This window comes from Massilia sp. Root351, assembly GCF_001425045.1.
GTDB lineage: Bacteria > Pseudomonadota > Gammaproteobacteria > Burkholderiales > Burkholderiaceae_D > Rugamonas.
The window spans coordinates 226,193-252,322 of sequence record NZ_LMDJ01000035.1; the positions used below are offsets into that span (position 1 = coordinate 226,193).

General features: G+C 64.8%; 23 protein-coding genes. 11 read left to right on the forward strand and 12 right to left on the reverse strand.

Going from position 1 to position 26,130, the window contains the following annotated elements; all coding sequences use genetic code 11:
• Positions 1–18: 18 nt before the first annotated feature.
• Together ASD15_RS29335 and ASD15_RS29340 are read right to left on the reverse strand one after the other, a co-directional pair.
• Positions 19–2,055 (reverse strand): M13 family metallopeptidase, encoded by a 2,037-nt coding sequence (locus ASD15_RS29335; RefSeq protein WP_200954125.1) that lies wholly within the window; start codon positions 2,053–2,055, stop codon positions 19–21.
• A gap of 187 nt (positions 2,056–2,242) precedes the next feature.
• Positions 2,243–2,827 (reverse strand): hypothetical protein, encoded by a 585-nt coding sequence (locus ASD15_RS29340; RefSeq protein ID WP_057158550.1) that lies wholly within the window; start codon positions 2,825–2,827, stop codon positions 2,243–2,245.
• Between the two features lie 322 nt (positions 2,828–3,149).
• Here ASD15_RS29340 and ASD15_RS29345 point away from each other — a divergent pair, with 322 nt between their 5' ends.
• From ASD15_RS29345 to ybaL, 3 genes are all read left to right on the forward strand, one after another.
• On the forward strand, positions 3,150–4,595 hold the full coding sequence (locus tag ASD15_RS29345) for a S41 family peptidase (protein WP_057158551.1): 1,446 nt from the start codon (positions 3,150–3,152) through the stop codon (positions 4,593–4,595).
• Between the two features lie 133 nt (positions 4,596–4,728).
• Positions 4,729–5,850: a beta-ketoacyl-ACP synthase III gene (locus ASD15_RS29350; RefSeq protein ID WP_057158552.1), complete on the forward strand. Its 1,122-nt coding sequence runs from the start codon at positions 4,729–4,731 to the stop codon at positions 5,848–5,850.
• A 404-nt stretch (positions 5,851–6,254) separates the two neighbouring features.
• A complete protein-coding gene (gene ybaL / locus ASD15_RS29355) occupies positions 6,255–7,994 on the forward strand; it encodes a YbaL family putative K(+) efflux transporter (protein WP_057158553.1) in 1,740 nt (579 codons plus the stop codon).
• A gap of 11 nt (positions 7,995–8,005) precedes the next feature.
• Here ybaL and ASD15_RS29360 read toward each other — a convergent pair whose 3' ends face one another.
• Positions 8,006–10,048, reverse strand: coding sequence for an NADPH-dependent 2,4-dienoyl-CoA reductase (locus ASD15_RS29360; protein WP_057158554.1), 2,043 nt, complete (start codon positions 10,046–10,048; stop codon positions 8,006–8,008).
• A 258-nt stretch (positions 10,049–10,306) separates the two neighbouring features.
• On the opposite strand from ASD15_RS29360, the gene ASD15_RS29365 reads away from it, so the two are divergent.
• Entirely contained in the window at positions 10,307–10,795 is a 489-nt protein-coding gene (locus tag ASD15_RS29365) for an SRPBCC family protein (RefSeq protein ID WP_229418382.1), read from the forward strand.
• Positions 10,796–10,809: 14 nt separating this feature from the next.
• Here the strand turns inward: ASD15_RS29365 and ASD15_RS29370 are convergent, their stop codons facing one another.
• From ASD15_RS29370 to ASD15_RS29405, 8 genes are all read right to left on the reverse strand, one after another.
• Positions 10,810–11,262 (reverse strand): hypothetical protein, encoded by a 453-nt coding sequence (locus ASD15_RS29370; protein ID WP_057158556.1) that lies wholly within the window; start codon positions 11,260–11,262, stop codon positions 10,810–10,812.
• Between the two features lie 15 nt (positions 11,263–11,277).
• A complete protein-coding gene (locus tag ASD15_RS29375; protein WP_057158557.1) occupies positions 11,278–11,724 on the reverse strand; it encodes a DUF2721 domain-containing protein in 447 nt (148 codons plus the stop codon).
• A 78-nt stretch (positions 11,725–11,802) separates the two neighbouring features.
• A complete protein-coding gene (gene pip, locus ASD15_RS29380; protein ID WP_057158558.1) occupies positions 11,803–12,759 on the reverse strand; it encodes a prolyl aminopeptidase in 957 nt (318 codons plus the stop codon).
• A gap of 9 nt (positions 12,760–12,768) precedes the next feature.
• Positions 12,769–14,109 carry an amino acid deaminase gene (locus tag ASD15_RS29385; protein ID WP_057158559.1) on the reverse strand — a complete coding sequence of 447 codons (1,341 nt, stop codon included), beginning with the start codon at positions 14,107–14,109 and terminating at the stop codon, positions 12,769–12,771.
• Between the two features lie 91 nt (positions 14,110–14,200).
• Entirely contained in the window at positions 14,201–14,941 is a 741-nt protein-coding gene (gene phbB, locus ASD15_RS29390) for an acetoacetyl-CoA reductase (RefSeq protein WP_057158560.1), read from the reverse strand.
• 74 nt (positions 14,942–15,015) lie between these two features.
• Positions 15,016–16,194, reverse strand: coding sequence for an acetyl-CoA C-acetyltransferase (locus tag ASD15_RS29395; protein ID WP_057158561.1), 1,179 nt, complete (start codon positions 16,192–16,194; stop codon positions 15,016–15,018).
• Between the two features lie 55 nt (positions 16,195–16,249).
• The gene (locus ASD15_RS29400) at positions 16,250–16,483 is read right to left on the reverse strand and encodes a hypothetical protein (protein ID WP_057158562.1); all 234 of its coding nucleotides are present in this window, start codon (positions 16,481–16,483) and stop codon (positions 16,250–16,252) included.
• A gap of 86 nt (positions 16,484–16,569) precedes the next feature.
• Positions 16,570–17,478, reverse strand: a complete 909-nt coding sequence (locus tag ASD15_RS29405; RefSeq protein WP_057158563.1) for a LysR family transcriptional regulator — start codon at positions 17,476–17,478, stop codon at positions 16,570–16,572.
• Positions 17,479–17,605: 127 nt separating this feature from the next.
• Between ASD15_RS29405 and metE the strand changes: the two genes are divergently transcribed.
• The 4 genes from metE to minE all read left to right on the forward strand — a co-directional run bounded on the left by metE (position 17,606) and on the right by minE (position 22,059).
• A complete protein-coding gene (gene metE / locus ASD15_RS29410) occupies positions 17,606–19,975 on the forward strand; it encodes a 5-methyltetrahydropteroyltriglutamate--homocysteine S-methyltransferase (RefSeq protein WP_229418383.1) in 2,370 nt (789 codons plus the stop codon).
• 202 nt (positions 19,976–20,177) lie between these two features.
• Positions 20,178–20,963 carry a septum site-determining protein MinC gene (minC, locus tag ASD15_RS29415; RefSeq protein WP_057158717.1) on the forward strand — a complete coding sequence of 262 codons (786 nt, stop codon included), beginning with the start codon at positions 20,178–20,180 and terminating at the stop codon, positions 20,961–20,963.
• A gap of 27 nt (positions 20,964–20,990) precedes the next feature.
• Complete coding sequence (minD, locus tag ASD15_RS29420; RefSeq protein ID WP_056400829.1) at positions 20,991–21,806, forward strand: septum site-determining protein MinD; 816 nt, start codon at positions 20,991–20,993, stop codon at positions 21,804–21,806.
• Position 21,807: 1 nt separating this feature from the next.
• The gene (gene minE / locus ASD15_RS29425; RefSeq protein ID WP_056400827.1) at positions 21,808–22,059 is read left to right on the forward strand and encodes a cell division topological specificity factor MinE; all 252 of its coding nucleotides are present in this window, start codon (positions 21,808–21,810) and stop codon (positions 22,057–22,059) included.
• A gap of 15 nt (positions 22,060–22,074) precedes the next feature.
• Here minE and ASD15_RS29430 read toward each other — a convergent pair whose 3' ends face one another.
• Complete coding sequence (locus ASD15_RS29430; RefSeq protein WP_057158565.1) at positions 22,075–22,590, reverse strand: hypothetical protein; 516 nt, start codon at positions 22,588–22,590, stop codon at positions 22,075–22,077.
• 226 nt (positions 22,591–22,816) lie between these two features.
• Here ASD15_RS29430 and ASD15_RS29435 point away from each other — a divergent pair, with 226 nt between their 5' ends.
• The 3 genes from ASD15_RS29435 to prfA all read left to right on the forward strand — a co-directional run bounded on the left by ASD15_RS29435 (position 22,817) and on the right by prfA (position 26,055).
• Positions 22,817–23,506, forward strand: coding sequence for a response regulator transcription factor (locus tag ASD15_RS29435; RefSeq protein ID WP_057158566.1), 690 nt, complete (start codon positions 22,817–22,819; stop codon positions 23,504–23,506).
• 109 nt (positions 23,507–23,615) lie between these two features.
• On the forward strand, positions 23,616–24,890 hold the full coding sequence (hemA, locus tag ASD15_RS29440; RefSeq protein WP_057158567.1) for a glutamyl-tRNA reductase: 1,275 nt from the start codon (positions 23,616–23,618) through the stop codon (positions 24,888–24,890).
• An 88-nt stretch (positions 24,891–24,978) separates the two neighbouring features.
• A complete protein-coding gene (gene prfA, locus ASD15_RS29445) occupies positions 24,979–26,055 on the forward strand; it encodes a peptide chain release factor 1 (protein ID WP_057158568.1) in 1,077 nt (358 codons plus the stop codon).
• The last annotated feature ends 75 nt before the right edge of the window (positions 26,056–26,130 follow it).

Genomic DNA, 26,130 nt, shown 5'->3' on the forward strand with positions numbered 1-26,130 from the left:
CCTTTTTGTCGTTTCACATTACCAGATAATCACGCGCTGTTCAGGCGCCAGATACATCGGATCGCCTGCCTTCACGCCGAAGGCATCGTAGAAGCCGGGCTGGTTCTTCATGGTGCCGTTGGCGCGGAACTGGCCCGGCGAGTGCGGGTCGGTCTTGACCTGCTTGATCTGCGCCTCTTCGCGCATCTTGCTGCGCCATACCTGGCCGAAGCCCATGTAGAAGCGCTGCTCGCCGGTCAGCTGGTCGATCACCGGCGCCGGCTTGCCGCCCAGCGACAGCTTGTAGGCCTTGTAGGCCACCGCCACGCCGGAATTGTCGGCAATGTTCTCGCCCAGGGTCAGCGCGCCGTTGACGTAGTAGCCCGGCAGCGGGCTGTAGCCGTCGTACTGCTTGGTCAGCGCGTCGGCCTTGGCCTTGAAGTTGGCGCGGTCGGCGGCGCTCCACCAGTCGCGCAGGTTGCCGTCGCCGTCGGACTGGCTGCCCTTGTCGTCGAAGCCGTGGCTGATCTCGTGGCCGATGACGGCGCCGATGCCGCCGTAGTTCACCGCGTCGTCGGCGCGCGCGTCGAAGAACGGCGGCTGCAGGATGGCGGCCGGGAACACGATCTCGTTGGTGGTGGAACGGTAGTAGGCGTTCACGGTCTGCGGCGTCATGCCCCATTCCTCGCGGTCCACCGGCGCGCCCAGCTTGGCCAGGTTGCGCTTGTAGCCGAACTCGGCGGCGCGGCGCATATTGCCGGCCAGGTCGCCGGCCACGATGGTCAGCGCGCTGTAGTCGCGCCACTTGTTCGGGTAGCCGATCTTGGTGGTGAACTTGGCCAGCTTGGCTTGCGCTTCGCGCTTGGTTTCCGGGCTCATCCAGTCCAGGGTGTCGATGCTGTCCTTATAGGCCACCATCAGGTTCTTCACCAGCGCTTCCATGCGCGCCTTGCGCTCGGCCGGGAAGTACTGCGCCACGTACAGCTTGCCCAAGCCTTCGCCGATGGCGCCTTCCACCACCCGCACGCCGCTCTTCCAGCGCGGCTCCTGCACCGTCACGCCGTTGATGACGCCGCTGTAGAAGGCGAAGTCGGCGTCGGCGAAGGCCTTGTTCAGGTAAGGCGAAGCGTCGCGCAGCAGCTGCCACTCGAAGTAGGCTTTCCAGGTGTCGAGCGCGGTTGCTTCGGCGATCTTGGCGAAGCCGGCCAGGTAGCTCGGCTGGTTGACGATGATGGTGTCGGTCTTGGTGGCGATGCCGGCCTTGCCCATGGCGTCCTGCCAGTCATAGCCCGGGGCCAGCTCGGCCAGCTTGGCGATCTCGGTCTTGTTGTAGCGCTTGACAGGGTCGCGGTTGTCCACCTTGGTCCACTGCACTTCGGCCAGCGCGGTTTCCAGCGCCATGATGGCTTTCGCGTCGGCGGCGGCGTTCTTGTGGCCGGCCATGGTCAGCGTGTGCTCGATGTGGGCCACATATTTGTCGCGCACGGCGGCCAGCTTGGCGTCGTCCTTCTTCAGGTAGTAGTCGCGGTCCGGCAGGCCCAGGCCGCTTTGCGCGATGCTGGCGGCGTGCTGGGTAGAGTTGCGCGCGTCCTGGCTGATGTAGACGCCGTACGGCACCGATACGCCGAGGCGGGTCAGGTGGGCGATCATGCCCGGCAGGGCTTTCTTGTCCTTCAGGCCGCGAATGGCGCTCAGCTCACCGGCCAGCGGCTTGGTGCCGAGCTTTTCCAGCGCCGCCTCGTTCATGTAGCTGGTGTACAGGTCGGCGATCTTCTGCGCCTCGGTGCCCTGTTTGTGCTTGGTCTTCTGGGTGTCTTCGATCAGGCCGCGCAGTTGCGGCAGCGTGTCGTCGCGCAGCTTGGCGAACGATCCCCAGCTGGCCTTGTCGTCCGGGATCTTGGTGGCTTTCAGCCAGCCGCCGTTCAGGTGGGTGAAAAAGTCGTCCTGGGCGCGCACGCTGGCATCGATGTACTGGGTGTCGATGCCGGAAATCGGCGCGGCCGCCGGCGCGGGGTGGTCACCCTCATGCGCGATTGCTTGGGTTGCCATCAGGCCGATGACCAGGGTGCTCAGCATAGTACGTTTCAACTGCTCTCTCCTTGTTAGATGTGGTTCCCAGCGGACGGCTTGCAGCTCTTGGTCTGGCTGATGCGCACCTGGTTCCAGCCGCCATTCTAAGCGGGGTGGACGCCGGCGGGCCGCGCCGGCGGGCGCTTTTTACTTTTCGATACACGGCGCAGGCACGGGCTGTGGCATGGCCGCATCAGCCGCCCCGGCCGCCGCCCATCCCGCCCATGCCGCCGCCCATGCCGCCCTTGCCCTTGTGCTCGCCGCGCCCCGGCGCGCCGCCCTCTTTCGGACGCTCGCCCCGTTCGCCAAGCGCGCCGCCTGCCACGCGCTGCATCTGCTCGGCCAGGAATACCGCCGCTTGCTTGCGCTGCGTTTCATCCAGTGCATCGTTGACATCCAGCCACCATGCGCGCAGCTGCCGTTCCTCCGCTGCCGACGCGGCCGCTTCCGCATCGAGCCCGCCCGCCAGTTCGCGCAGTTCCACGTCCTTGCGATCCAGCGCGGGGCGCAGCGCGGCCTGCATGCGCTCGCGGCGCGACTGGCGTTCGCGCAGCAGGGCGCGGGTGCGGTTCTCGGTCTGCTGCCACAGCGTGGACTGGTTGGGATTGAGGTTCAGCTCCTTGCGGAATTCCGTGGCCATGGCCAGCAGGTCTTCGGCGCGCATCTCGCTCACCGGCACGGCCAACGCGGGCGCTGCGGGCAGCAAAAAGGCCAGCGCGCTGGTCAGCAGCAGGGTGCGGGCATATGTTGAAATCAGCTTACTTGTCTCGCTTGTCATCTGGGCTCCAGGCAAAAAAAAGCCTGCGCGGGAGCGCAGGCGGAAAAAACCACTACAGGGTAGAGAAGAACTACGAATCCACTGTATACCCTGATTTTGCAGGCTTCCCGCACTCTTACAATTCCTTACTGTCGTGAACGCAAGCTTTACAGAAGCGATACAGAGGCGAAAAAACGGCAATATTGGCGGCCTAACATGCTGTGGTGTAAATCGCCGTAAAGCGCAGATAAATTACAGGCGAGCTACGCAGATTGCCGGAAATCAGGTTTATACTGAATTGGCGCGCAGTAGAGTGACTGCGGCAGCTTGACACAGGTGAAACATGGGCAAGAAACTCAAGAATACCGGGCTGGTCGGCCTGGGTGTCGTCGCCGGCATTGCCGTCTCCCTGCAGTTCTCCGCGATGGCCCAGCGCCCCGCCGATCCAGCCCTGCCGCTGGAAGAACTGCGCCAGCTGGCCGACGTATTCGGCCTCATCAAATCCGATTATGTGGAAGTGGTGGAAGACAAGAAGCTGCTGACGGAAGCCATTTCCGGCATGGTCGCTTCGCTCGATCCGCATTCGGCCTACCTCGACAAGAAAGCCTACGCCGAGCTGCGCGAAGGCTCGCAGGGCAAGTTTGTCGGCCTGGGCATCGAGATTGGCCAAAGCGAGGACGGCTACATCAAGATCGTCGCGCCGATCGAAGACTCGCCGGCCTACCGCGCCGGCATCAAGGCGGGCGACCTGATCACCCGTCTCGATTCGACCCCGGTCAAGGGCCTGAGCCTGGACGACTCCGTGAAGAAGATGCGCGGCGAGCCGCACAGCAAAGTGTCACTGACGGTGCTGCGCAAGGACGAGCCGGAACCGCTGGTGTTCCACATCACGCGCGAAGAAATCGTGCAGAAAAGCGTGAAGGCGAAAATCGTCGAGCCGGGCTACGCCTGGCTGCGCGTGGCGCAGTTCCAGGAGCCCACGGTGGACGACCTGGCCGCCAAGATCACCGAACTGTACAAGCAGGATCCCAATATCAAGGGCCTGGTACTGGACCTGCGCAACGATCCGGGCGGCGTGCTGCAAGGCGCGATCGGCGTGGCGGCGGCCTTCCTGCCGAAGGACGCGGCCATCGTCTCGACCAACGGCCAGCTGCCCGATTCGCGCCAGACCTTCTACGGCCGTCCCGAATACTACGCGCTGCGCAGCGAGGGCGACGTGCTGGCCAAGCTGCCGGCGGCGGTGAAGAAGGTGCCGATGGCGGTGCTGGTCAACACCGGTTCCGCGTCCGCCTCCGAAATCGTGGCCGGCGCGCTGCAGGACTACAAGCGCGCCACCATCATCGGCAGCCAGACCTTCGGCAAAGGCTCGGTGCAAACCATCCGCCAGCTGACCGCCGACACGGCCGTCAAACTGACCACGGCGCGCTACTACACGCCGAACGGGCGTTCGATCCAGGCCAAGGGCATTACCCCGGAACTGCTGGTGGACGAAAACGCCGACGGCGACGGCCTGAACGCGCTGCGCATGCGCGAGGCGGACCTGGTCAAGCACCTGTCCAACGACCGCGAGCAGGAAGGCGCCAAGAGCAAGCGCGACGAAGCCGAAGAGCAGCTGCGCATCCTGGCGGCCGAGCGCAAACGCAAGCCGCTGGAATACGGCAGCGGCGACGACTTCCAGCTGCAGCAGGCGCTGAACCACCTGAAAGGCTTGCCGGTGCAGCTGGCCAAGCAGGAATCGAAGCTGGTGCAGGCGGCCGATCCCGTGGCCAAGGATCCTATGCGAAAATAAAGTCGGTCAAAACGGCATTCCGGCAAGCTGCGGCGCCCTTTGTGGCGCCGTTCTTCATTTTTAGTACGAGCGTTCGTGTAGAATTTCTCCCATAAAGGCGACAGCCCTATCCACAAGAGAAAGATTGAAGAATATGAAACAAGTCGTCATCAGCGGCACCGGCCTCTTCACGCCAGCGAACTCCATCAGCAACGAAGAACTGGTGGCCTGCTTCAACACCTACGTCGAACAGTTCAACGCCGAGAACGCGGCCGGCATCGAAGCGGGCTCGGTGACGGCACTGGAACCGTCCAGCGTGGGCTTCATCGAGAAGGCGTCCGGCATCAAGTCGCGCTACGTGATGGAAAAGGAAGGCATCCTGGACCCCAAGCGCATGGTCTCGCGCATTGCCGAGCGCGCGGACGACGAGCTGTCGCTGCAGGCAGAAATCTGCGTGGCCGCCGCCCAGCAGGCGCTGGACCGCGCCGGCCGCAGCGCTGCCGACATCGACATGGTGCTGGTGGCCTGCTCCAACATGCAGCGCGCCTACCCGGCCATGGCGGTGGAAGTGCAGCAGGCGCTGAACATCGACGGCTACGGCTTCGACATGAACGTGGCCTGCTCCTCGGCCACCTTCGGCATCCAGCAGGCGGTGGCGGCGGTGCAAAGCGGCCAGGCGCGCGCGGTGCTGGTGCTGAACCCGGAGATCACCAGCGGCCACCTGAACTGGCGCGACCGCGACAGCCACTTCATCTTCGGCGACGCCTGCACCGCCATCGTGGTGGAAGCGAAGGACGCGGCGGTGTCGAAGCACCAGTGGGAAATCCTGGACACCAAGCTGAAGACCAGCTTCTCCAACAACATCCGCAACAACTTCGGCTTCCTGAACCGCTTCGACGAAGCGGGCGCGGGCCAGCCGGACAAGCTGTTCAAGCAGCAGGGCCGCAAGGTGTTCAAGGACGTGTGCCCGATGGCGGCCGAGATGATCAAGGAAAGCATCGCGCGCGCCGGACTGGAAGTGCCGCAGGTGAGCCGCTACTGGCTGCACCAGGCCAACCTGAACATGAACCTGCTGATCAGCCGCCTGATCCTGGGCCGCGACGCCGAGCCGGGCGAAGCGCCGGTGATCCTGGACACCTACGCCAACACCTCGTCGGCCGGCTCCATCATCGCCTTCCACAAGCACAACGACGACCTGCCGCAAGGCGCGCTGGGCGTCATCTGCTCCTTCGGCGCCGGCTACTCGATCGGCGCGGTGGTGGTGCGCAAGTTGTAATCCCACACCGCTAGTCCCCCTCCTACAAACGAGCTGAGCCGCATTTGCCACACTTCGGGGTCTGACCCCGGGGTTGGCAAAATGCGGCTCAGCTTGCTTCGTTTTAGCGGGCGCCGGGGGAGGATCATGAAGCAGCAGTGCCATTGGGGCGATGGTGCGCAAGTTGCGGTCTTACGCCACTAGGCCCCCTCCTACAAGTAAGCTCAGCCGCAAATTACCCGCTTCGGGGTCAGACCCCATGTGGCTGACCCCATGTGGCCTCCATCATCGCTGATCGTCCTACGATCTCTGCACATCTGCTGACAACATGTTTTGCGGGGGGCGCAAAGTCACGAAGGGGGCGCGGCGGGTTATACTGGGGTGGTTTGCTTTACAACCCGCCACCTGAGAGGAACCCCGCACGCATGCCCCACGACATTCCGCTGATTACCACCATCGCCGCCGCGCTCGGATTCGGGCTGATATTCGGCTTCATCGCCACCCGCTTGAAACTGCCCGCGCTGGTGGGCTACCTGGCGGCCGGCATCCTGATCGGCCCGGCGACACCGGGCTTTGCAGCCGATACCGTGCTGGCCGGCCAGCTGGCGGAGATCGGCGTGATGTTGATGATGTTCGGCGTGGGCCTGCATTTTTCGCTGGACGACCTGTGGGAAGTGCGGCGCATCGCATTGCCGGGGGCGATCTTGCAGATCGCGGCGGCCACCGGCATGGGCATGGCGCTGGCGCACTGGTGGGGCTGGAGCATAGGCGGCGGTCTGGTGTTCGGCCTGGCACTGTCGGTGGCCAGCACCGTGGTGCTGCTGCGCGCGCTCGAGGAGCGCGGCATCCTCGATTCCTTCAATGGCCGCATCGCAGTCGGCTGGCTGGTGGTGGAGGACCTGGTCACCGTGCTGGTGCTGGTGCTGCTGCCGCCGCTGGCGTCCTCGCTGGGCGGCGTGACGCCGGACGACGGCCACGGCGCGGCCGATGCCGCCGCAGCAGCAGCCGTCCCGCTGTGGCAGACGCTGGCCATCACGTTCGGCAAGGTGGGCGGCTTCATCGCCTTCATGCTGCTGATCGGCCGCAAGCTGTTCCCCTGGCTGCTGTGGCAGGTGGCGCGCACCAATTCGCGCGAACTGTTCACGCTATGCGTGATCGCCGCCGCGGTCGGCATCGCCTACGGCGCGACCAAACTGTTCGGCATCTCGTTCGCACTGGGCGCCTTCTTCGCTGGCATGGTGCTGCGCGAATCGGAACTGAGCCACCGCGCGGCCGAGGAATCGCTGCCGCTGCGCGACGCGTTCGCGGTGCTGTTCTTCGTCTCGGTGGGCATGCTGTTCGAGCCGACCATCGTCACCGAGCAGCCACTGAAGCTGCTGGCGGTGGTGGGCATCATCGTGTTCGGCAAATCGATCGCGGCCTATCTGCTGGTGATCGTACTGCGCTACCCGCTGCGCACCGCGCTGACGGTATCGGCCAGCCTGGCGCAGATCGGCGAGTTCTCCTTCATCCTGGCGGCGCTGGGCATTTCGCTCAAGCTGATGCCGCACGAGGGCCAGAGCCTGATCCTGGCGGGCGCCATCATTTCCATCGCGCTCAACCCGGTGGTGTTCCTCGCCGTGAAGCCGCTGGAGCGCTGGTTCGGCCGCAACACCGGCCTGGCCGCCAAATTCGACCGCAGCGCCGACCCGCTGGCCGAGCTGCCGATGACGGTGCCGCAGGAGCATCTGCATGACCAGGTGGTGCTGGTGGGCTACGGCCGCGTGGGCCGCCGCATTGCCGCCGCGCTCACCGCGCAGCGCATTCCCTTCGTGGTGGCGGAACAGAACCGCGAGGTGGTGGACCAGTTGCGCAAGGAAGGCATCCCTGCGGTGGCCGGCAATGCGGGCGAGCCTGCGGTGCTGATCCAGGCGCATATTGCGCGCGCCCGCATGCTGGTGATCGCCACGCCGGACACCTTCCACGTGCGCAGCATGGTGGAGACGGCGCGCGCGCTCAATCCCAACATCAAGACGGTGGTGCGCACGCACAGCGAAGAAGAGGCCGAGCTGCTCAGCAATGAGCGGGCCGGCAAGATCTTCATCGGCGAGCACGAGCTGGCCAACGGCATGGCCGAATTCGTGCTGGACGATTTCAGGCAGCCGCGCGCGCACAACGGCCACTGATCCTTTGGCGCCTACAAGCTGACTGCCAGTTCGGCGCCTTCCTTGATGGCGCGCTTGGCGTCCAGCTCGGAGGCCAGCGCGGCACCGCCGATTTTGTGAAAGCGCGGGGCGCCGTTTTCCGCAGCGGCGCCGGCGGGCGGCATCAGCTCGGCCAGGCTGTCCTGGCCGGCGCAGATGATGACGTTGTCCACCGCCAGCAGGCGCTCGCCGCCGTCCACCGTGATGTGCAGGCCGTGATCGTCGATCCTGTTGTACTGCACGCCCGCCAGCATCACCACGCCATTGCGCGCCAGCACCGCGCGGTGCACCCAGCCCGAGGTCTTGCCCAGTCCGGCGCCCAGCTTGGAGGTCTTGCGCTGCAGGAGGTACAGCTGGCGCACCGGTTCGTCAGCGTTCGGCGGCACCAGGCCGCCGCCGGTGGTGGCCTTCAGGTCCACGCCCCATTCCTTGGTCCAGGTATCCACCGCCAGCGGCAGCGGATGGCGCGGGTCGTGCAGCAGGTATTCGCCGACGTCGAAGCCGATGCCGCCGGCGCCGATAATCGCTACCCGCTTGCCGACCGGCTTCTTGTGCGCCAGCACATCCAGGTAGGACAGCACTTTCGGATGGTCGATGCCGTCAATCGGCGGCTTGCGCATCTTGATGCCGGTGGCGACGATCACGTCGTCATAGCCGCCGGCCAGCAGCTGCGCGCGCGTAACGCGCTGGCCCAGCTGCAGATGGACGCCGGTCAGCTCGAGCTTGCGCTTGAAGTAGCGGATGGTCTCGGCGAATTCTTCCTTGCCCGGGATCTGCATGGCGACCTTGAATTGCCCGCCCACGCTGTCGCTGGAATCGAAGAGCGTCACGTCGTGGCCGCATTCGGCGGCCACGGTGGCGGCCGACAGGCCGGCCGGGCCGGCGCCCACCACCGCCACCTTGCGGCGCTTGGCGGCGGGCTTGTAGACCAGCTCGGTCTCGTGGCAGGCGCGCGGGTTGACCAGGCAGCTGGCGCGCTTGTTGGAGAAGGTGTGGTCCAGGCAGGCCTGGTTGCAGCCGATGCAGGTGTTGATCTCGTCCACCCGTCCGGACGCCGCCTTGGCCACGAATTCGGGGTCGGCCAGGAAGGGGCGCGCCATCGACACCATGTCGGCGTCGCCGCGCGCGATGATGCCTTCCGCTTCGCCCGGCATGTTGATGCGGTTCGACGCCACCACCGGTATCGTCACTTCGCGCCGCAGCCGGCCCGCCACGCTGGCGAAAGCCGCGCGCGGCACCGAGGTGACGATGGTGGGCACGCGCGCCTCGTGCCAGCCGATGCCGGTGTTGAGGATGGTGACGCCGGCATGCTGCAGGGCCTTGGCCACGGCCAGCACGTCGTCCCAGGTGTTGCCGCCGTCGACCAGGTCCAGCAGCGAGTGGCGGTACATGATAATGAAGTCCGGTCCCACCGCGGCGCGGATGCGCTTGACGATTTCCACCGGCAGGCGCATGCGGTTTTCGATGCTGCCGCCCCAGCGGTCGGTGCGCAAATTGGTGCGCGCGCACAGGAACTGGTTCAGCAAATAGCCTTCGCTGCCCATCACTTCCACGCCGTCGTAGCCGGCCTTCCTGGCCAGTTTGGCGCAGCGCGCGTAGTCGCGGATGGTGGCCTGGATGCCGGCCTCACTCAGCGCGCGCGGCTTGAACGGCGAGATCGGCGACTTGCGGTCGGAAGCGGACACCACGAAAGGCTGGTAGCCGTAGCGGCCCGCGTGCAGGATCTGCATCAGGATCTTGCCGCCTTCCTGGTGCACCGCGCTGGTGACCTTGCGGTGGTTGGGCACGTCGCCCAGGAAATTCAGGGTGCCGCCGAAAGGCAGCAGCCAGCCGGAACGGTTGGGCGAGATGCCGCCGGTGACGATCAGCCCCACTCCGCCCTTGGCACGCTCCTTGTAGAACGCGGCCAGCTTGCCGTAATTGTAGAAGCGGTCTTCCAGGCCGGTGTGCATCGAGCCCATGATGACGCGGTTGCGCAGCGTGGTGAAGCCGAGGTCCAGGGGAGCGAGCAGGTGCGGGTAGCTTGGCGTTGTCATTTTGATTATTGGTTGCGTTGGCGGTGGCTGGCACCTCATTCCGCATTAGAGCCGTTTTCTCTAGACCAATGTTACTAAAATACCGCTAATGCTCTGTAAGCACTTAATTTGTAAGCGTATTGTGCCGTACTTGTGTTTCGACAGTTATTCCCTTACGCTGGACAGATGAAGCGATTGATTGCCATTTTGTTATTCAGCATTTCTGCGCCGCTACTCGCACAGGGGCCGAAACTTGAGCTGCCGAAACTGGAAGTTTCAGTGTCGCGGGTCACGCAGGACGCCTTGCACTTGTACGAAGTGGACGCCAGCGGCGTCGTGCAAGCACCGCTGGCCACCGTGTGGAAGACGCTCACCACCTATGAGCGCATGAACGAGTTCGTGCCGGACATGGCGTCCTGCCGGGTGCTGTCGCGCAACGGCAATGAAGTGATCATCGAACAGTTCGGCACGGCGCGCTTCCTGTTCATGTCCAAGTCCATCCACCTGGTGGTGCGCGCGACGGAAACGCCGATGCAAAGCATCGATATCGCCCTGATTTCGGGCGACATGAAGCACTACGAGTCGCGCTGGGAGTTGTTTCCGCTGCCCGAGGGCGGGACCAGAGTGGTCTACACCGGCAGGCTGGTGCCGAATTTCTACGTGCCCGGGCTGCTGGGCACCAATATCATCCGCGGCGATATCGAACGCATGATGGGCGCCGTGCTGGCGCGCATCGACCGGCCGGACAGCACCGCGGCCAGGAACTAGCCGGCTGCGTGCGCTTACTGCGCCGCGTATTCCGGCCCGCGCAACTCGGCGAACTGCTCGATGCTGCCGATCTTGATCATCACCGAGTTGAGACTGAGGTTGGCCTGCATGGCGCGCCAGGCGAACTGCCATTCGCGCTCCTGCTTCTCGGCAGCCGTCTTGGTGAAGGCGGCGCCCAGGGCGGCGCGGTGGCCGTATTCCACGGCGCCGTCGATGCCGGCCCAGCTGGGCAGCGCGCGCTGCACGGCGCGGTGGATGCGCTCGCCGAATTCTTCGGTGTTGTGGATCACCAGGCAGGCGTCGGCCGTGAACAGGTCGAACAGCTTGCGGTCCCATGCCTTGGAAAAGCTCAGCGTGAGGCAGTTGGAAGCCGGATGCAGGATGAACTGTCCCTGCGTCAGGGCCAGTTCAAGGTCGCTGCGCTCGCCGTAGCGGTACAGGGTCGGGGGGCGTTGATAGTCGTGCATGGCGCAGTGTTTCTCTTATTTCTGTAGGGGAGGGCGCACGTGGCGGTGCGCGCGCATGGCGGCGGAAGCGATGAAAATCTCCCGCAGCAGGTAGACGAAACTCATGATCAGGCCCAGCATGGCCAGCACGAACAAGCCGGCGATGTATTTGTCCAGCGTGACGTTGGTGGTGTCGCCCACGAACAGCATGGCAATCACCAGGCAAATCAGCAGGCCGCAGCCGGTCGACGAACCAATCGAGACGTTGATCAGGTGCGAACGCCGGTATAGCACGTCCAGTTCATTGAGGTAGTTGTCGTTGTAGCCAACGTCGAGCCGGTCTTCCAGCACGCGCGACCTGTCGATGATGCGCGCCAGGCGGTTGGTCAGCACCATCAAATTGGTGCAAACGCCCGTGAGCAGGAAGACCGGCGCAATCGCCAGTTGGATGATGTGTCCTATATCGCCGACTTGTATATTCATTGCGCGTTCGTGCTTGGGTACTTGCTTGTTCTTGGGCTTGCTGGGGATCCAGACCGTAGTGTAACAGGCCGCAAGGCCTTATTCGAAGCGGCGCAGGCGCTTGAACTGCTCGGTGGCCGCCACCAGCGCCGCCGAAATGCCGCGCTCCATGGCGCCGTGGCCGGCGTCCGGGATCATCTTCATCACCGAGCCGGGCCAGGCTTTGTGCAGCTTCCAGGCCGACACTGGCGGGCAGATCACGTCGTAGCGGCCCTGCACGATGACCGCCGGCAGGTGGGCGATCCTGTCCACGTTGCGCAGCAGCTGTTCGTCCTCGAAGAAGCCGAGGTTGGCCATGTAGTGCGATTCCAGGCGGCCCACGCCCAGGTCCATCGCGTCCGACGGCGCTTCCTCGGGCTGCGGCAGCAGGAACACGCGGCGGCCTTCGAAACGGCTCCAGGCGCGCGCCGCCGGCCAGTAGACGGCCGGGTCGTCGCTCATGATGCGCTTGACGTAGGCTTGCAGCAGGTCGCCGCGCTCTTGTTCCGGAATCGGCGCCACGAATTCGTCGTACACGTCCGGGTGGAACCAGCGCGAACCTTCGAGGAAGAAGTCGATCTCGGGCTGGGTGCACAGGAAGATCCCGCGCAGCACGAAGCCCAGGCAGCGTTCGGGATGCGCCTGGCCGTAGGCCAGCGCCAGCGTGGAGCCCCAGGAACCGCCGAACACCAGCCATTGCTCGATGCCGAACATGGCGCGCAGGCGCTCGATGTCGCCGATCAGCAGCTGGGTGGTGTTGTTGCGGCATTCGCCCACCGGGGTGGACTTGCCGGCGCCGCGCTGGTCGAACAGGATGACGCGGTACTGCTGCGGGTCGAAGAAGCGGCGGTGCGCCGGCGACAGGCCGGCGCCGGGGCCGCCATGCAGGAACAGCACCGGAGTGCCGTTCGGATTGCCGACCTCCTCCCAGTAGATGGTGTGCAGCGCGTCGACTTCCAGCATGCCGTGGCGCAGCGGCGCGATGGCGGGGAACAGGGACTGGTTCGAATCAGGCATGGATCGCTTTCAGAAGAAGGTATTGACGGCGTAGCGCACAGTATACGCATCGTCGGCCACCAGCAGCAGCGGCCATTTGTCGAAAGTGGTGCAGGGGTGCGAGATGCCGCAGCCGACCAGGTCGCCCACTTGCAGCGCCTTGCACAGCGCGTCGCCTTCGGGCAGGCGCAGGTACGCGTGCTGGTCGTTCATCTTTTCGACGCGGCAGCCGGGCGGCAGGTCGGTCGGTTCCGCCCTCGCGCCGTCCTGCGGCGCCGCATCGGGGCGGTGCGTGTAGAGCGGAATCGGCAGTTCCTGGTCGTATGACGCGTCGCGCTTGCCCATGCTGAGGATGGCCAGCGTGGGCTCCGGGCGCGAGGTCACCATGCTCCACACTTCCAGCGCCGGGCGCAGGCCGTCTGCGGCGTGTTCGCGCGCGGCGATGTCGTGCGTCAGGTCCTGGTAGGAGCCGTGGTCGTTGGTCAGGTAGCAGCCGCTGCGCAGCACCGGCAGCACCGGCCGCGACAGGCCAGCCAGCCCGGCAAAGCCGTGCGCCACCAGGTCGAAATAGGCCGAGCCGCCGGCCGACAGCAAGATCTGTTCGCCGCCGAACAGCTTCTTGCCGTCCGCCTGGCGCACCAGCGCGGCCAGCTGCGCCACGAAGGCGCGCACCGCTTCCACGCTGGCGGCGCGGTCGTGGCCCTGCAGCAGGCCTTCATAGCCCTCGATGCCGGCCAGTTGCAGGCCGGGCGCCTTGGCCACTTTCTGGGCCACCGCCATCGCTTCGGCCGGCGTGCGGCAGCCGGCGCGCTTGCCGGGCAGGCCGAACTCCACCAGCAGCGGCAAGGGCCGCGCCAGCCTGGCTTCGGCCGCCGCGCGCGCCAGGCGCTGCACGCCTGCGTCGGAATCGACCAGCGCGTAAAACTGGAAGCCCGGGTCGTCCTTCATCAGCGCCAGCATGGCGCGGATGTCGGCCGGGGCCACCAGCTGGTTGGCCAGCAGCACGCGGCGCACGCCGAAACGGTAGGCCACCTGCACTTGCGCGGCGGTGGCCAGGGTCATGCCCCAGGCGCCGTTGGCCAGCTGGGCGCCGAACAGCTGCGGGCTCATGGTGGTCTTGCCGTGCGGCGCCAGCACCGCGCCGTAGCGCTCGCAGAAGCGCCTCATCCAGTCCAGGTTGTGCAACAGCGCCGATTCCTTCAGCAGCGCGACCGGGAAGCCGGTGTCGGCGCGCAGCACGTTCCAGCGCTGCACGGGGATGGCGCCCTGGCGCATCGGTTCAGTCAGCGGCAGGCCTTTTACGCCAGGCTGCAGCATCTGTTCGGCCAGGCTGTCGAGCGCCAGGCCGCCTTCGGGCAAATGTCGGTCCATGATGTTTCTCCTCTGCCGCATTGTCCTACGCCGCAGGGCAAAAAAAAAGCACCGCATGCGCGGTGCTTTCGTGGCTTGCTGCAGCCCGGTCTTAGGACATGTGCTGGCCGCCGTTGATGGCGATGTTGGCGCCGGTAACGAAAGCCGCTTCTTCCGACGACAGGTAGGCGACCAGGCCGGCCACTTCTTCCGGCTTGCCCAGGCGGGCCATCGGAATTTGCGGCAGGATTTTCGAATCCAGCACTTCCTGCGGGATCTCCGTCACCATCTTGGTGCCGATGTAGCCCGGCGAGATGGTGTTGACGGTGACGCCCTTGCGCGCCACTTCCAGCGCCAGCGCCTTGGTGAAACCGTGTACGCCGGCCTTGGCGGCCGAGTAGTTGGTCTGGCCGAAAGCGCCCTTCTGGCCGTTGACGGACGAGATGTTGATGATGCGGCCCCAGCCACGGTCCACCATGCCATCCGCTACCGGCTTGGTCATGTTGAACACGGAATCCAGGTTGGTGCTCATCACCGCGTCCCAGTTCAGCTTGTCCATCTTCTTGAAGGTCATGTCGCGCGTGATGCCGGCATTGTTGACCAGTACGTCAATCGGGCCGATATCCTTCGTGATGGCGGCGACGCAGGCTTGCGCCGAGTCGTAATCCGCCACGTCGCACGGGTAAGCCTTGAAGTCAAAGCCCATGTCGCGCGTCGTGGCCAGCCATTCGTCAACTTTCTTGTTGCTCGGGGAATATGTGGTTACGACCTTATAGCCCAGCGCGGCCAGCTTGATGCACACCGCTTCGCCCAGACCACCCATACCACCTGTTACCAATGCAATTCTTGCCATTTGTCATCCCCTCTTATTGTTTCGAACACTAAAAGAACTGAACTGCCTGTTGCTGCTACGGTACTGCCTGTTTCTTATGCGCGTTCGACTGCCAGCGCTACGCCCATGCCGCCGCCGATGCACAGCGAGGCCAGGCCCTTCTTGGCGTCGCGGCGCACCATTTCGTGCAGCAGGGTGACCAGGATGCGCGCGCCGGATGCGCCGATCGGGTGGCCGATGGCGATCGCGCCGCCGTTGACGTTGATCTTGCTGGTGTCCCAGCCCATTTCCTTGTTCACGGCCAGCGCCTGGGCGGCGAAGGCTTCGTTGATTTCCATCAGGTCCAGGTCGTCCGGGGTCCAGCCGGCCTTTTTCAGGCACAGCTTGGCGGCCGAGACCGGGCCCATGCCCATGTAGGCCGGATCGATACCGGACGAGGCGTAGGCTTTCACCTTGGCCAGCGGGGTCAGGCCCAGCTCGCGCGCCTGGCTGGCGCTCATCATGATGACGGCGGCGGCGCCGTCGTTCAGGCCGGAGGCGTTACCGGCAGTGACGCTGCCTTCCTTGTTGAAGGCGGGACGCAAGCCGGCCAGCGCTTCCAGCGTGGAGCCCGGCTTGATGTATTCGTCGGCGTCGAACACGATGGTGCCCTTCTTCTGCGCGATTTCCAGCGGAATGATCTCGTCCTTGAACTTGCCTTCCTTTTGCGCCGCCTCGGCCTTCAGCTGCGACTGCAGGGCGAACTCGTCCTGCGCTGCGCGCGAGATGTCGTATTTCTTCGCCACGTTCTCGGCTGTCACGCCCATGTGGTACTGGTTGTACACGTCCCACAGGCCGTCGACGATCATGGTGTCGGTCATCTTCACGTCGCCCATGCGGAAGCCGTCGCGCGAGCCGTTCAGCACGTGCGGCGCAGCGCTCATGTTTTCCTGGCCGCCGGCAATGATGATGCTGGCGTCGCCGCACTTGATGGCCTGGGTGGCCAGATGGGTGGCTTTCAGGCCCGAACCGCACACCTTGTTGATGGTGTAGGCAGGAATGCTGGTCGGCAGGCCGGCCTTGATGACAGCCTGGCGCGCCGGGTTCTGGCCGACGCCGGCGGTCAGCACCTGGCCGAGGATGGCCTCGCTGATCAGGTTGGCGTCCAGGCCGGTCTTGGCCAGCAGGCCCTTGATGACATGGGCGCCCAGTTCGGCTGCCGGGATCTTGGCCAGGCTGCCGCCGAATTTGCCAACTGCGGTGCGGCCGGCCGCTACGATAACTACATCATCCATTTGATTCTCCAGAGTTTCCAACCGAGTGGTCAGGTGATTAAGATTAGCGGTGCATTCATTTTAACGATTTGTTGGGCACGCGGTTGAATAACCCTTGTATTTGCTCGGTTGCTTCGACGAACAGCACGCCCGTGCCATTTAAGGCATTGCACATTTGACGGGAAAAGACCGTGGAGTTGGCGAGTGCCGCATTTACAAAATCCCGCTGCAATACGGCCAGATCGGAGACGCTGCGGAGATGGTCATCTATCAGGGATTGCGCTTGCGCATACTGTGCGTGGCTAAACATGAATTCCTTATATCGACGCGGTCCTGCGGTGGAAAAAATTCGATCTTAGCGCCTTCCCGGGGCGCGGGCTTTGACATTAATCAATGCTACGACAGCAATTTGATTCCATCCAAGGTGGCCGCGCACTGCTCACGTATCACATTAACGAAGTCGACGACATACGCTTTATCACGTAATGGTTCCGGTACGGAAACAAATAAGTCGCTCCATAAACCTTGCTCGCCAACCGGGCGGGCGCTGACATAATCATAATCAACATAATTTTTTATTGCCCAATTCGGTAAAGCCGCTAAACCACGGCGGCTAGCGACTAGCTGCAAAATAGCCACAGTCAATTCCGCAGTGCGTCGCTCGAAGGCAACATTGGCTGGGCGCAGCACTTCACGGATCAGGTCGATGCGCGTTTCCGGCACCGGATAGGTGATCAGCGTTTCGCCCTCGAAGTCGGCCGCGTGCAGGCGGCGCTGCGCCTGCAGCCGGTGCTTCTGCGCCATCACCACCAGGATCTCGAAGCGGAACAGCGGGAAGGTGGCGAAGTCGGCGCTGTAGTCCGAGCCGATCACCAGGTCGGCGCTGCCGGCGCGCAGCAGGTCGGCCGGTTCGCTGTGGAAGCCCGACACCAGGTCGATTTCCACGTCCGGCCAGCGCTTGCGGAACTCATCCATCACCGGCATCAGCCAGTCGAAGCAAGTGTGGCACTCCAGCGCCACCCGCAGCTGGCCCTGGTCGCCCTGCGACAGGCGCGCCACGTCGCGCTCGGCCTGCTCGATTTCCGGCAGCAGCGTGTCGGCCAGGCGCAGCAGGCGCGCGCCGGTGGCGGTGAAGCCGATCGGCACCGATTTCCGTTCGAACAGCGGGCTGCCATAGCGGTCTTCCAGCAATTTGATCTGGTGCGACAGGGCGGACTGGGTCAGGTTCAGCAGTTGCGCGGCGCGCACCAGGCTGCCGGCTGAACGCAGGGCGCTGAGGGTGCGGAGGTGACGGATTTCCAGCATGGCGGGCCTTGTGTTTATCTTTTGTATGAAATTCATTCAAGTTGAAACGCAAAATCTTTCGTTTTGATTATAAACGCGTTTGCCGCACACTTTACCTCACCAATATTTAATGCGGATGACAACTTTCATGAAACCAATTCAGACACATATCCCCGGCTTTCCACGCATCGGCGCGGCGCGCGAACTGAAGTTCGCGCTGGAAAAACACTGGCGCGGCGACAGCGGCGAAGCCGAACTGGAAGCCACCGCTGCGGCCCTGCGCGCGCGCCACTGGGCCCAGCAGCGCGACGCCGGGCTGGACCTGGTGTCGGTGGGCGACTTCGCCTTTTACGACCAGGTGGCCAACCATATCCAGCTGCTGGGCTGCGAGCCGGCCCGCTTCGGCTTCACCGCCGAGCAGAGCCAGCTGGCACGCTATTTCGCGATGGCGCGCGGCGTGTCGCACGGCCGGCATGAGCACCATGAAGGCTGCAGCCACCATCACCAGGACGCCCACGCGCTGGAAATGACCAAGTGGTTCGACACCAATTACCACTACCTGGTGCCGGAGTTCTCGCCGGAAACCGCATTTTCACTGGCGTGCGAGCGCCTGTTTGCGGAGGTGGCCGAAGCCCAGGCGCTGGGCCACGCGGTGAAGGCCGTGCTGATCGGGCCGCTGACCTTCCTGTGGCTGGGCAAGGAGCGCGCGGCCGGTTTCGACCGCTTGAGCCTGCTGGAAAAACTGCTGCCGGTGTACGGCGCGGTGCTGGACCGCCTGAAGCGGCAAGGCGTGCACTGGGTCCAGGTCGACGAACCCATCCTCGGCCTGGACCTGCCCCCTGCATGGCGCAACGCGTTCGAGCACACGTACTGGCAACTGGCCCAGGTGGGCGTGCCGCTGCTGCTGGCGACCTACTTCTCGCCGCTGGAGGAAAACGTGAGCCTGGCCTGCCGCCTGCCGGTGGCCGGCCTGCACGTGGACGGCGTGCGCGCCGCGCATGAGCTGACCAGCGTGGCCGACTGGCTGCCGGTGCACAAGGTGCTGTCGGTGGGCATCGTGGACGGGCGCAACATCTGGCGCACCGATCTCGACCTGGCGCTGGCGCAGCTGGCGCCCATCGCCGCCAAGCGCGGCGGCAAGCTGTGGCTGTCCACCTCGTGCTCGCTGCTGCACACGCCGTTCAGCCTGGAGCAGGAAACCGCGCTGGACCCCGAGATCAAGAACTGGCTGGCCTTTGCCGGCGAAAAGCTGGGCGAACTGGCGCTGCTGAAAGCCGCGCTGCTGCGCACCGGCGCCGATGACGCGCAAGGTGCAGGCCTGGCGGCCTTCGGCAGCGCCGCCGACAGCGCCGCCTTCGACGCCGCCTGGAGCACGGCCCGCGCCGCGTGCGCCAGCCGCCGCGCCAGCCCGCGCGTGCATAACCCGGCGCTCGCCGCGCGCATCGCCGCGCTGCCGCAGGACGCCGACCGCCGCGCCTCGCCCTTCCCTGCCCGCCAGGCGCTGCAGCGCGCGCGCTTCCAGCTGCCGTCCTTTCCCACCACCACCATCGGCTCCTTCCCGCAAACGCACGCCATCCGCTCGGCGCGCGCCAGCTTCAAGCGCGGCGAGATCGGCGCGGCGGCCTACCGGCAAAGCATGCGCGAGGAAATCGCCTACGCCATCGCGCGCCAGGAGGAGCTGGGCCTGGACGTGCTGGTGCACGGCGAAGCGGAGCGCAACGACATGGTGGAATACTTCGGCGAGCAGCTGGACGGCTTCACCTTCACGCAGCTGGGCTGGGTGCAATCCTACGGCTCGCGCTGCGTGAAACCGCCAGTAATCTACGGCGACGTGGCGCGCCCGCGAGCCATGACGGTGGACTGGGCCGTGCACGCGCAGTCGCTGACCGGCAAACCGGTGAAAGGCATGCTCACCGGCCCGGTCACCATCCTGCAGTGGTCGTTCGTGCGCGACGACCAGCCGCGCGCGCAGACCACGCTGCAGATCGCGCTGGCCATCCGCGACGAGGTGGCCGACCTGGAGCAGGCCGGCATCGGCATCATCCAGATCGACGAGCCGGCCGTGCGCGAAGGCTTGCCGCTGCGCCGCAGCCGCTGGGGCGAATACCTGGACTGGGCCACGCGCGCCTTCCGCGTGTCGGCCAGCGTGGCCGCGGACGCGACCCAGATCCATACCCATATGTGCTACGCCGAGTTCAACGACATCCTGCCGCAGATCGCCGCCATGGATGCGGACGTGATCACGATAGAAACCAGCCGCTCGGCCATGGAGCTGCTGACCGGCTTCGGCGCCTTCCGCTACCCGAACGAGATCGGCCCGGGCGTGTACGACATCCACTCGCCGCGCGTGCCGGACACGGCGGAGATGGTGCGCCTGCTGAAGAAGGCCAGCGCCGTGATCCCGGCGGCGCAGCTATGGGTCAACCCGGATTGCGGCCTGAAAACGCGCGGCTGGCCGGAAACCGAGAGCGCGCTGCGCAATATGGTGGCGGCGGCGCGCGAACTGCGCGCGGCGTAGGACGCCGTCCCCTTCCCCCGGCGGCGCTGGCCGCTCCCGCCGCGGGAGTGGCCAGCGCCGCATGCCGCATGCCGCCTGCCTCTCCCGCCGTTTGATTAACAGAACGGCACTCCCATTTCCGGCATAACCACAGTAAAATGCTTGAGCCTTTGGCAAATCCTGGCCGATGGGCCGCCAAGCCGACTCCTTTACTGATCGTTTTATGTCCAAAAGCTCGTTCCAAAAGCCCATCGAAATCAAGATTTCCACTGTAGTCGCTGTTTCCGCCATCCTGTACACCTCGGATGGCGTCGCACTCGACGCTGCGCTCAACGAAATGACCGGCGGCACGCCCGATTTCTTCGAGGGCGACCTGGCCGTGATCGACGTCGGCTCGCTGGCGCCCGGCTGCGAACGCATCGACTGGGCAAGCACTATTGCCCTCCTGAAAAAATACCGCTTGAACCCGGTGGCAGTCCGCAATGCCGCGCCGGACATGGTGGACGAGATCGTGGCCCACGGCCTGTCGCTGGACAGCGGCAAGCGCGACGAGCCGGCCCCGGCCAAGCCGCCCCGGCCGGCCAAGGTGGAAGCCCCGGTGCCGACCCCGACTGCGGCATCCGGCACCGCCGCGCCCACCCTGGCGCCCGGCAACGCCCCCGCCGGCACCATGATCATCGACACCCCGGTACGCGCCGGCCAGCGCATCTACGCGCGCGGCGGCGACCTGATCGTCACGGCCGTGGTCAACAACGGCGCCGAGATCATTGCCGACGGCAGCATACATGTTTACAACACCCTCAACGGCCGCGCGCTGGCGGGCGCTTCCGGCAATGCCGAGGCGCGCATCTTCGCTATGTCGATGTCGCCGGAGTTGGTGTCGATTGCCGGCGTGTACAGCACTTTTGAAGACGGTTTCCCCGCCGAGCACGCACGCAAGCCGACACAAATCAGCCTGGTGGGGGACCGAATCGATATACTATCTGTCAATTCACCTACTCGCGCTTAAAGCATCAGCTTTGTAAAGGACTCTTTCGTGGCAAGAATTATCGTTGTAACGTCCGGTAAGGGCGGTGTCGGCAAGACCACTTCCAGCGCCAGCTTCTCTTCCGGCCTGGCCCTGCGCGGACACAAAACCGTGGTGATCGACTTCGACGTCGGCCTGCGTAACCTGGACCTGATCATGGGCTGCGAACGCCGCGTGGTGTACGACCTGATCAACGTCATCAACAAAGAAGCGTCGCTGACCCAGGCGCTGATCAAGGACAAGCACTGCGACAACCTGTTCATCCTGCCCGCTTCGCAGACGCGCGACAAGGACGCGCTGTCGGAAGAAGGCGTGGAAGCGGTGCTGCACGAGCTGATCAACATGGGCTTCGAATACATCATCTGCGATTCGCCGGCCGGCATCGAGCACGGCGCGCTGATGGCGCTGACCTTCGCCGACGAGGCGCTGGTGGTGACCAATCCGGAGGTGTCGTCGGTGCGCGACTCGGACCGCATCCTCGGCATCATCCAGGCCAAGTCGCGCCGCGCGCAATCGGGCGGCGAGCCGGTCAAGGAACACCTGCTGATCACCCGCTACTCGCCCAAGCGCGTGGAAGCGGACGAAATGCTGTCTTACCAGGACGTGCAGGAAATCCTGCGCATTCCGCTGATCGGCATCATTCCGGAATCGGAATCGGTGCTGCACGCGTCGAACCAGGGGAATCCGGCCATCCATTTCAAGGGCACCGATGTGGCCGACGCCTACGAAGATGTGGTGTCGCGCTTCCTTGGCCAGGACCTGCCGCTGCGCTTTACGACCTACGAAAAGCCCGGCCTGCTGCAGCGTATTTTCGGAGGGAAGTGATATGGCCCTGCTGTCCTTCCTGTTCCCGTCCAAGCCCAAGACGGCCACTGCCGCCAAGGAACGCTTGCAAATCATCATCGCGCGCGAACGCAATGGCCGCGCCGGTCCGGATTTCCTGCCCGCCCTGCATAAGGAACTGATCGAAGTGATCTCCAAGTACACCAAGGTGAACGCGGACGACATCAAGATTTCGCTGGACCGCCAGGGCAACCTGGAGGTGCTGGATGTGAACGTGGTGCTGCCGGACGCGTAATAATCCAGCGCAAATTCAGAGAGGCGCGGCCTGCTGCTGCGCCAGCATCACTTCCTGCGCCACCTTGGCGCAGGCTTCCACGTGCTGGTAGCCGATCTGGCGGAAGGCGAAAAAGCCGATCGCCGCCGCCGTGGCCTGGCCGGCCAGCGGCACGAAACGGGTCGCCTGCCTGGCGATCAAACCGGCGCCGGCCCGCTGCAGCAGCCGCAGCACCACTTCCCTGGTCACGTACTTGCCCACCATGGTGCCGCCCACGTTGACGGCCGCCTGGTAGGCCAGCAGCCGGAAACGCGGCTGCAAACGCCCCACCTGTTCCGGCGTCAGGCCGAACTCACGGTTGACGTCCTCGATCAGCTCGGAAAACAGGCGCAGGTCGGACACCACGTCCAGGCCCGGGATCGGTACCGCCGAGATCCCGGCCGACACCGCCGCGCGCCGCTGCACCAGGCGCCGGCAGCGCGCGCGCACTTCTTCCAGCTCCCGGTCGGAGGCTGGAATCAATGTCCATTTGGCATCTTTTTTCGTAAACATAGTGACTTTTCGTGTTACGCAATTGTACCAAAGGACATTGAAAAGCCCGTTTTTACCGTGTACCGTGTAATCATACGACGAGTTTGCATAAGAACATCAGTGATTCCTATTGGAAAAATCCCGTGGAAATCATCAATTTATGAAGTAATTAACACTCTGTCGCAAAAGCATGACTATAATTTAACTAACGGCAGCTGCACTGCCGGCTTCGACCCGCCCTATCATCATGAGAATCGTAGTTCTAGACAATGACCGTAGCCAAGCCGACGTGATCTGCCAGGTGCTGACCTCGGCCGGTCATATCTGCCATGGCTTCCAGACCGGCAAGGACCTGCTCGGCCACTTGCGCAAGGACAGCTACGATATGCTGATCCTGGACTGGCAGGTGGCCGACATGGGCGGCGCCGAAGTGGTGCGCCGCGCCCGCGAAAAAATGCCGGAACAGGCACCCGTGCTGTTCCTCACCACCGCCTCCGGCGAGGATGACATCGTGGCCGGCCTGGCCGCCGGCAGCGACGACTATATGATCAAGCCGCTGCGCCGCAGCGAACTGGTGGCGCGCGTGCAAGCGCTGCTGCGCCGCGCCTATCCCACCCAGAACGGCGCCGAACAGCTGCAATTCGGCCAGTACGTCTTCGAAACCCGTCCGGGCCGCCTGCTGATGGACGGCGCCGTGCTGGACGTGACGCACAAGGAGTTCTACCTGGCGCTGCTGTTTTTCCGCAACATCGGCCGGCCGCTGTCGCGCGCCTACATCCACGAGGCGGTCTGGATACGGGAAACCGCCGTACCGTCGCGCACCATGGACACCCACGTCTCGCGGGTGCGCAACAAGCTGCAGCTGAAGCCGGAAAACGGCTTCCGCCTGGTGCCGGTGTACAGCTACGGTTACCGCCTGGAAAAGCTCGGCGCCTAATGCCGCCGGCCGCCGCATAGGGGCTATACGGCCCGGGCTGCCGGTCAGGCTGGACACATCACGGTATAATGACCGGTAACGTTCCTATCCCGTCCGCACACTGTCTAAAATGCAACTGCTTGCCGTCGGCCTCAACCACACCACCGCTCCAGTGTCGCTGCGCGAACAACTGGCGTTCGCCCCTGAGCAATTGGGCCAGGCGGTGACGGCTGCGCGCGCGTGGTTCGAGCGCATCGACCCGGTGGGCAGCGACGAAGCAGCCATCCTGTCCACCTGCAACCGCACCGAGCTGTACGCGGCCAGCCACGTGGCCAATCCGCTCGACGCGGGCGGCCACTTCCTGGCCGACTTCCACCAGCTCAATTACAGCGAACTGCGGCCGCATCTGTACATGCTGCCCCAGCACCAGGCGGTGCGCCACACCTTCCGCGTGGCCTCCGGGCTGGACTCGATGGTGCTGGGCGAAACCCAGATCCTGGGCCAGATCAAGGACGCCATCCGCACCGCCGAAGAAGCCGGCGGCCTGGGCACCTATCTGCACCAGCTGTTCCAGCGCAGCTTCTCGGTGGCCAAGGAAGTGCGCAGCACCACCGAGATCGGCGCCCACAGCGTGTCCATGGCGGCCGCCGCCGTGCGCCTGTCGCAGCGCATCTTCGACAAGATCTCCGAGCAGAACGTGCTGTTCATCGGCGCCGGCGAAATGATCGAGCTGTGCGCCACGCACTTTGCGGCGCAGAATCCGAAAAGCATCACCATCGCCAACCGCACCATGGAGCGCGGCGAGCAGCTGGCGCACCGCTTCGGCGCCAAGGCCATGCGCCTGGCCGACCTGCAGGACCGCCTGCAGCACTACGACATCGTGATTTCCTGCACCGCCTCCTCGCTGCCGCTGATCGGCCTGGGCATGGTGGAGCGGGCCATCAAGGCGCGCCGCCACAAACCCATGTTCATGGTCGACCTGGCCGTGCCGCGCGACATCGAGCCCGAAGTGGGCCGCTTGAGCGACGTGTTCCTGTACACCGTGGACGACCTCGGCAAAGTGGTGCAAACCGGCATGGAAAACCGCCAGGCGGCGGTGGCGCAGGCCGAAGCCATCATTGAAACCCGGGTGCAGTCCTTCATGCACTGGGTGGACGACCGCGCCGTGGTGCCGGTGATCCAGACCCTGCAGGAAAGCGGCGAAGCGATGCGCCAGGCGGAACTGGAACGGGCGCGCAAGATGCTGGCCAAGGGCGAGGACATCGACGCGGTGCTGGAAGCCCTGTCCAAGGGCCTGACGGCCAAATTCATGCACGGGCCGCAGCAGGCGCTGCACCGGGCCCAGGGCGACGAGCGCGCCCAGCTGGCCACCCTGCTGCCCCAGATGTTCCGCGGCCGCCGTTAGCGCTGCCCGCACCCGGCGTCCGCGCCACCTTCCGTTTAGCCGGCGCCGTGCGCGCCACTCCATCCAATACCCGTATTAAAGAGCACCCATGAAACCATCGATGCTGGCCAAGCTGGACCAATTGGCAAACCGACTCGCCGAACTGGACGAACTGCTGATGTCCGAAGGCGCCACCGCCAACATGGACAGCTACCGCAAAATGACGCGCGAGCACGCCGAACTCGGCCCGCTGGTGGCGCTGTACAAGGAATACCAGGGCGCGCTGGGCGACATCGCCGAGGCGCAGGCCATGCTGGCCGATCCGGAAATGAAGGAATTCGCGCAGGAAGAAATCGAGGCGGGCAAAGAGCGCCTGGCCGCGCTGGAACTGGCGCTGCAGAAAATGCTGCTGCCCAAGGATGCCAACGACGAGCGCAACATCTTCCTGGAAATCCGCGCCGGCACCGGCGGCGACGAGTCGGCCCTGTTCGCCGGCGACCTGCTGCGCATGTACACCCGCTTCGCCGAGCGCAACCGCTGGCAGGTGGAGATGGTGTCCGAATCGCCGTCCGACCTGGGCGGCTACCGCGAGGTGATCGTGCGCCTGGTGGGCAACGGCGTGTACTCGAAACTGAAATTCGAGTCCGGCGGCCACCGCGTGCAGCGCGTGCCGGCCACCGAGACCCAGGGCCGCATCCACACCTCGGCCTGCACCGTGGCGGTGATGCCGGAAGCGGACGAAGTGGAGGACGTGCACATCAACCCGGCCGACCTGCGCATCGACACGTTCCGCGCCTCGGGCGCGGGCGGCCAGCACATCAACAAGACCGACTCGGCCGTGCGCCTGACCCACTTGCCCACCGGGATCGTGGTGGAGTGCCAGGACGACCGCTCGCAGCACAAGAACAAGGCGCAGGCGCTGAAGGTGCTGGCGGCGCGCATCAAGGACGTGCAGCTGCGCGAGCAGCAGTCGAAGGAGGCGGCCACCCGCAAGAGCCTGATCGGCTCGGGCGACCGCAGCGAACGCATCCGCACCTACAACTATCCGCAGGGCCGCATGACGGACCACCGCATCAACCTCACCTTGTACAAGCTGGACTTCATCATGGACGGCGACCTGGCTGAGCTGACCAACGCGCTGGCCGCCGAACACCAGGCCGAGCTGCTGGCCGCGCTGGGCGATTGATCGCGGATTGACCTTGATTAATTGAGGCTTAAGGCGCGGGCGCGCCGGTTTGTGCGAGAATTGGCCCGCCTATAA

Bases quoted from the DNA above. Each gene is read 5' to 3' on its own strand.
- ASD15_RS29375 (WP_057158557.1), bottom strand. From the start codon at position 11,724: ATGAATATACAAGTCGGCGATATAGGACACATCATCCAACTGGCGATT.
- minC (WP_057158717.1), top strand. From the start codon at position 20,178: ATGTCCAAAAGCTCGTTCCAAAAGCCCATCGAAATCAAGATTTCCACT.
- ASD15_RS29430 (WP_057158565.1), bottom strand. From the start codon at position 22,590: ATGTTTACGAAAAAAGATGCCAAATGGACATTGATTCCAGCCTCCGAC.
- ASD15_RS29360 (WP_057158554.1), bottom strand. From the start codon at position 10,048: ATGACAACGCCAAGCTACCCGCACCTGCTCGCTCCCCTGGACCTCGGC.
- phbB (WP_057158560.1), bottom strand. From the start codon at position 14,941: ATGGCAAGAATTGCATTGGTAACAGGTGGTATGGGTGGTCTGGGCGAA.
- ASD15_RS29340 (WP_057158550.1), bottom strand. From the start codon at position 2,827: ATGACAAGCGAGACAAGTAAGCTGATTTCAACATATGCCCGCACCCTG.
- ASD15_RS29370 (WP_057158556.1), bottom strand. From the start codon at position 11,262: ATGCACGACTATCAACGCCCCCCGACCCTGTACCGCTACGGCGAGCGC.
- ASD15_RS29395 (WP_057158561.1), bottom strand. From the start codon at position 16,194: ATGGATGATGTAGTTATCGTAGCGGCCGGCCGCACCGCAGTTGGCAAA.
- ASD15_RS29335 (WP_200954125.1), bottom strand. From the start codon at position 2,055: ATGCTGAGCACCCTGGTCATCGGCCTGATGGCAACCCAAGCAATCGCG.
- pip (WP_057158558.1), bottom strand. From the start codon at position 12,759: ATGCCTGATTCGAACCAGTCCCTGTTCCCCGCCATCGCGCCGCTGCGC.
- ybaL (WP_057158553.1), top strand. From the start codon at position 6,255: ATGCCCCACGACATTCCGCTGATTACCACCATCGCCGCCGCGCTCGGA.
- metE (WP_229418383.1), top strand. From the start codon at position 17,606: ATGAAACCAATTCAGACACATATCCCCGGCTTTCCACGCATCGGCGCG.
- hemA (WP_057158567.1), top strand. From the start codon at position 23,616: ATGCAACTGCTTGCCGTCGGCCTCAACCACACCACCGCTCCAGTGTCG.
- minE (WP_056400827.1), top strand. From the start codon at position 21,808: ATGGCCCTGCTGTCCTTCCTGTTCCCGTCCAAGCCCAAGACGGCCACT.
- prfA (WP_057158568.1), top strand. From the start codon at position 24,979: ATGAAACCATCGATGCTGGCCAAGCTGGACCAATTGGCAAACCGACTC.
- ASD15_RS29385 (WP_057158559.1), bottom strand. From the start codon at position 14,109: ATGGACCGACATTTGCCCGAAGGCGGCCTGGCGCTCGACAGCCTGGCC.
- ASD15_RS29350 (WP_057158552.1), top strand. From the start codon at position 4,729: ATGAAACAAGTCGTCATCAGCGGCACCGGCCTCTTCACGCCAGCGAAC.
- ASD15_RS29435 (WP_057158566.1), top strand. From the start codon at position 22,817: ATGAGAATCGTAGTTCTAGACAATGACCGTAGCCAAGCCGACGTGATC.
- ASD15_RS29400 (WP_057158562.1), bottom strand. From the start codon at position 16,483: ATGTTTAGCCACGCACAGTATGCGCAAGCGCAATCCCTGATAGATGAC.
- ASD15_RS29405 (WP_057158563.1), bottom strand. From the start codon at position 17,478: ATGCTGGAAATCCGTCACCTCCGCACCCTCAGCGCCCTGCGTTCAGCC.
- ASD15_RS29345 (WP_057158551.1), top strand. From the start codon at position 3,150: ATGGGCAAGAAACTCAAGAATACCGGGCTGGTCGGCCTGGGTGTCGTC.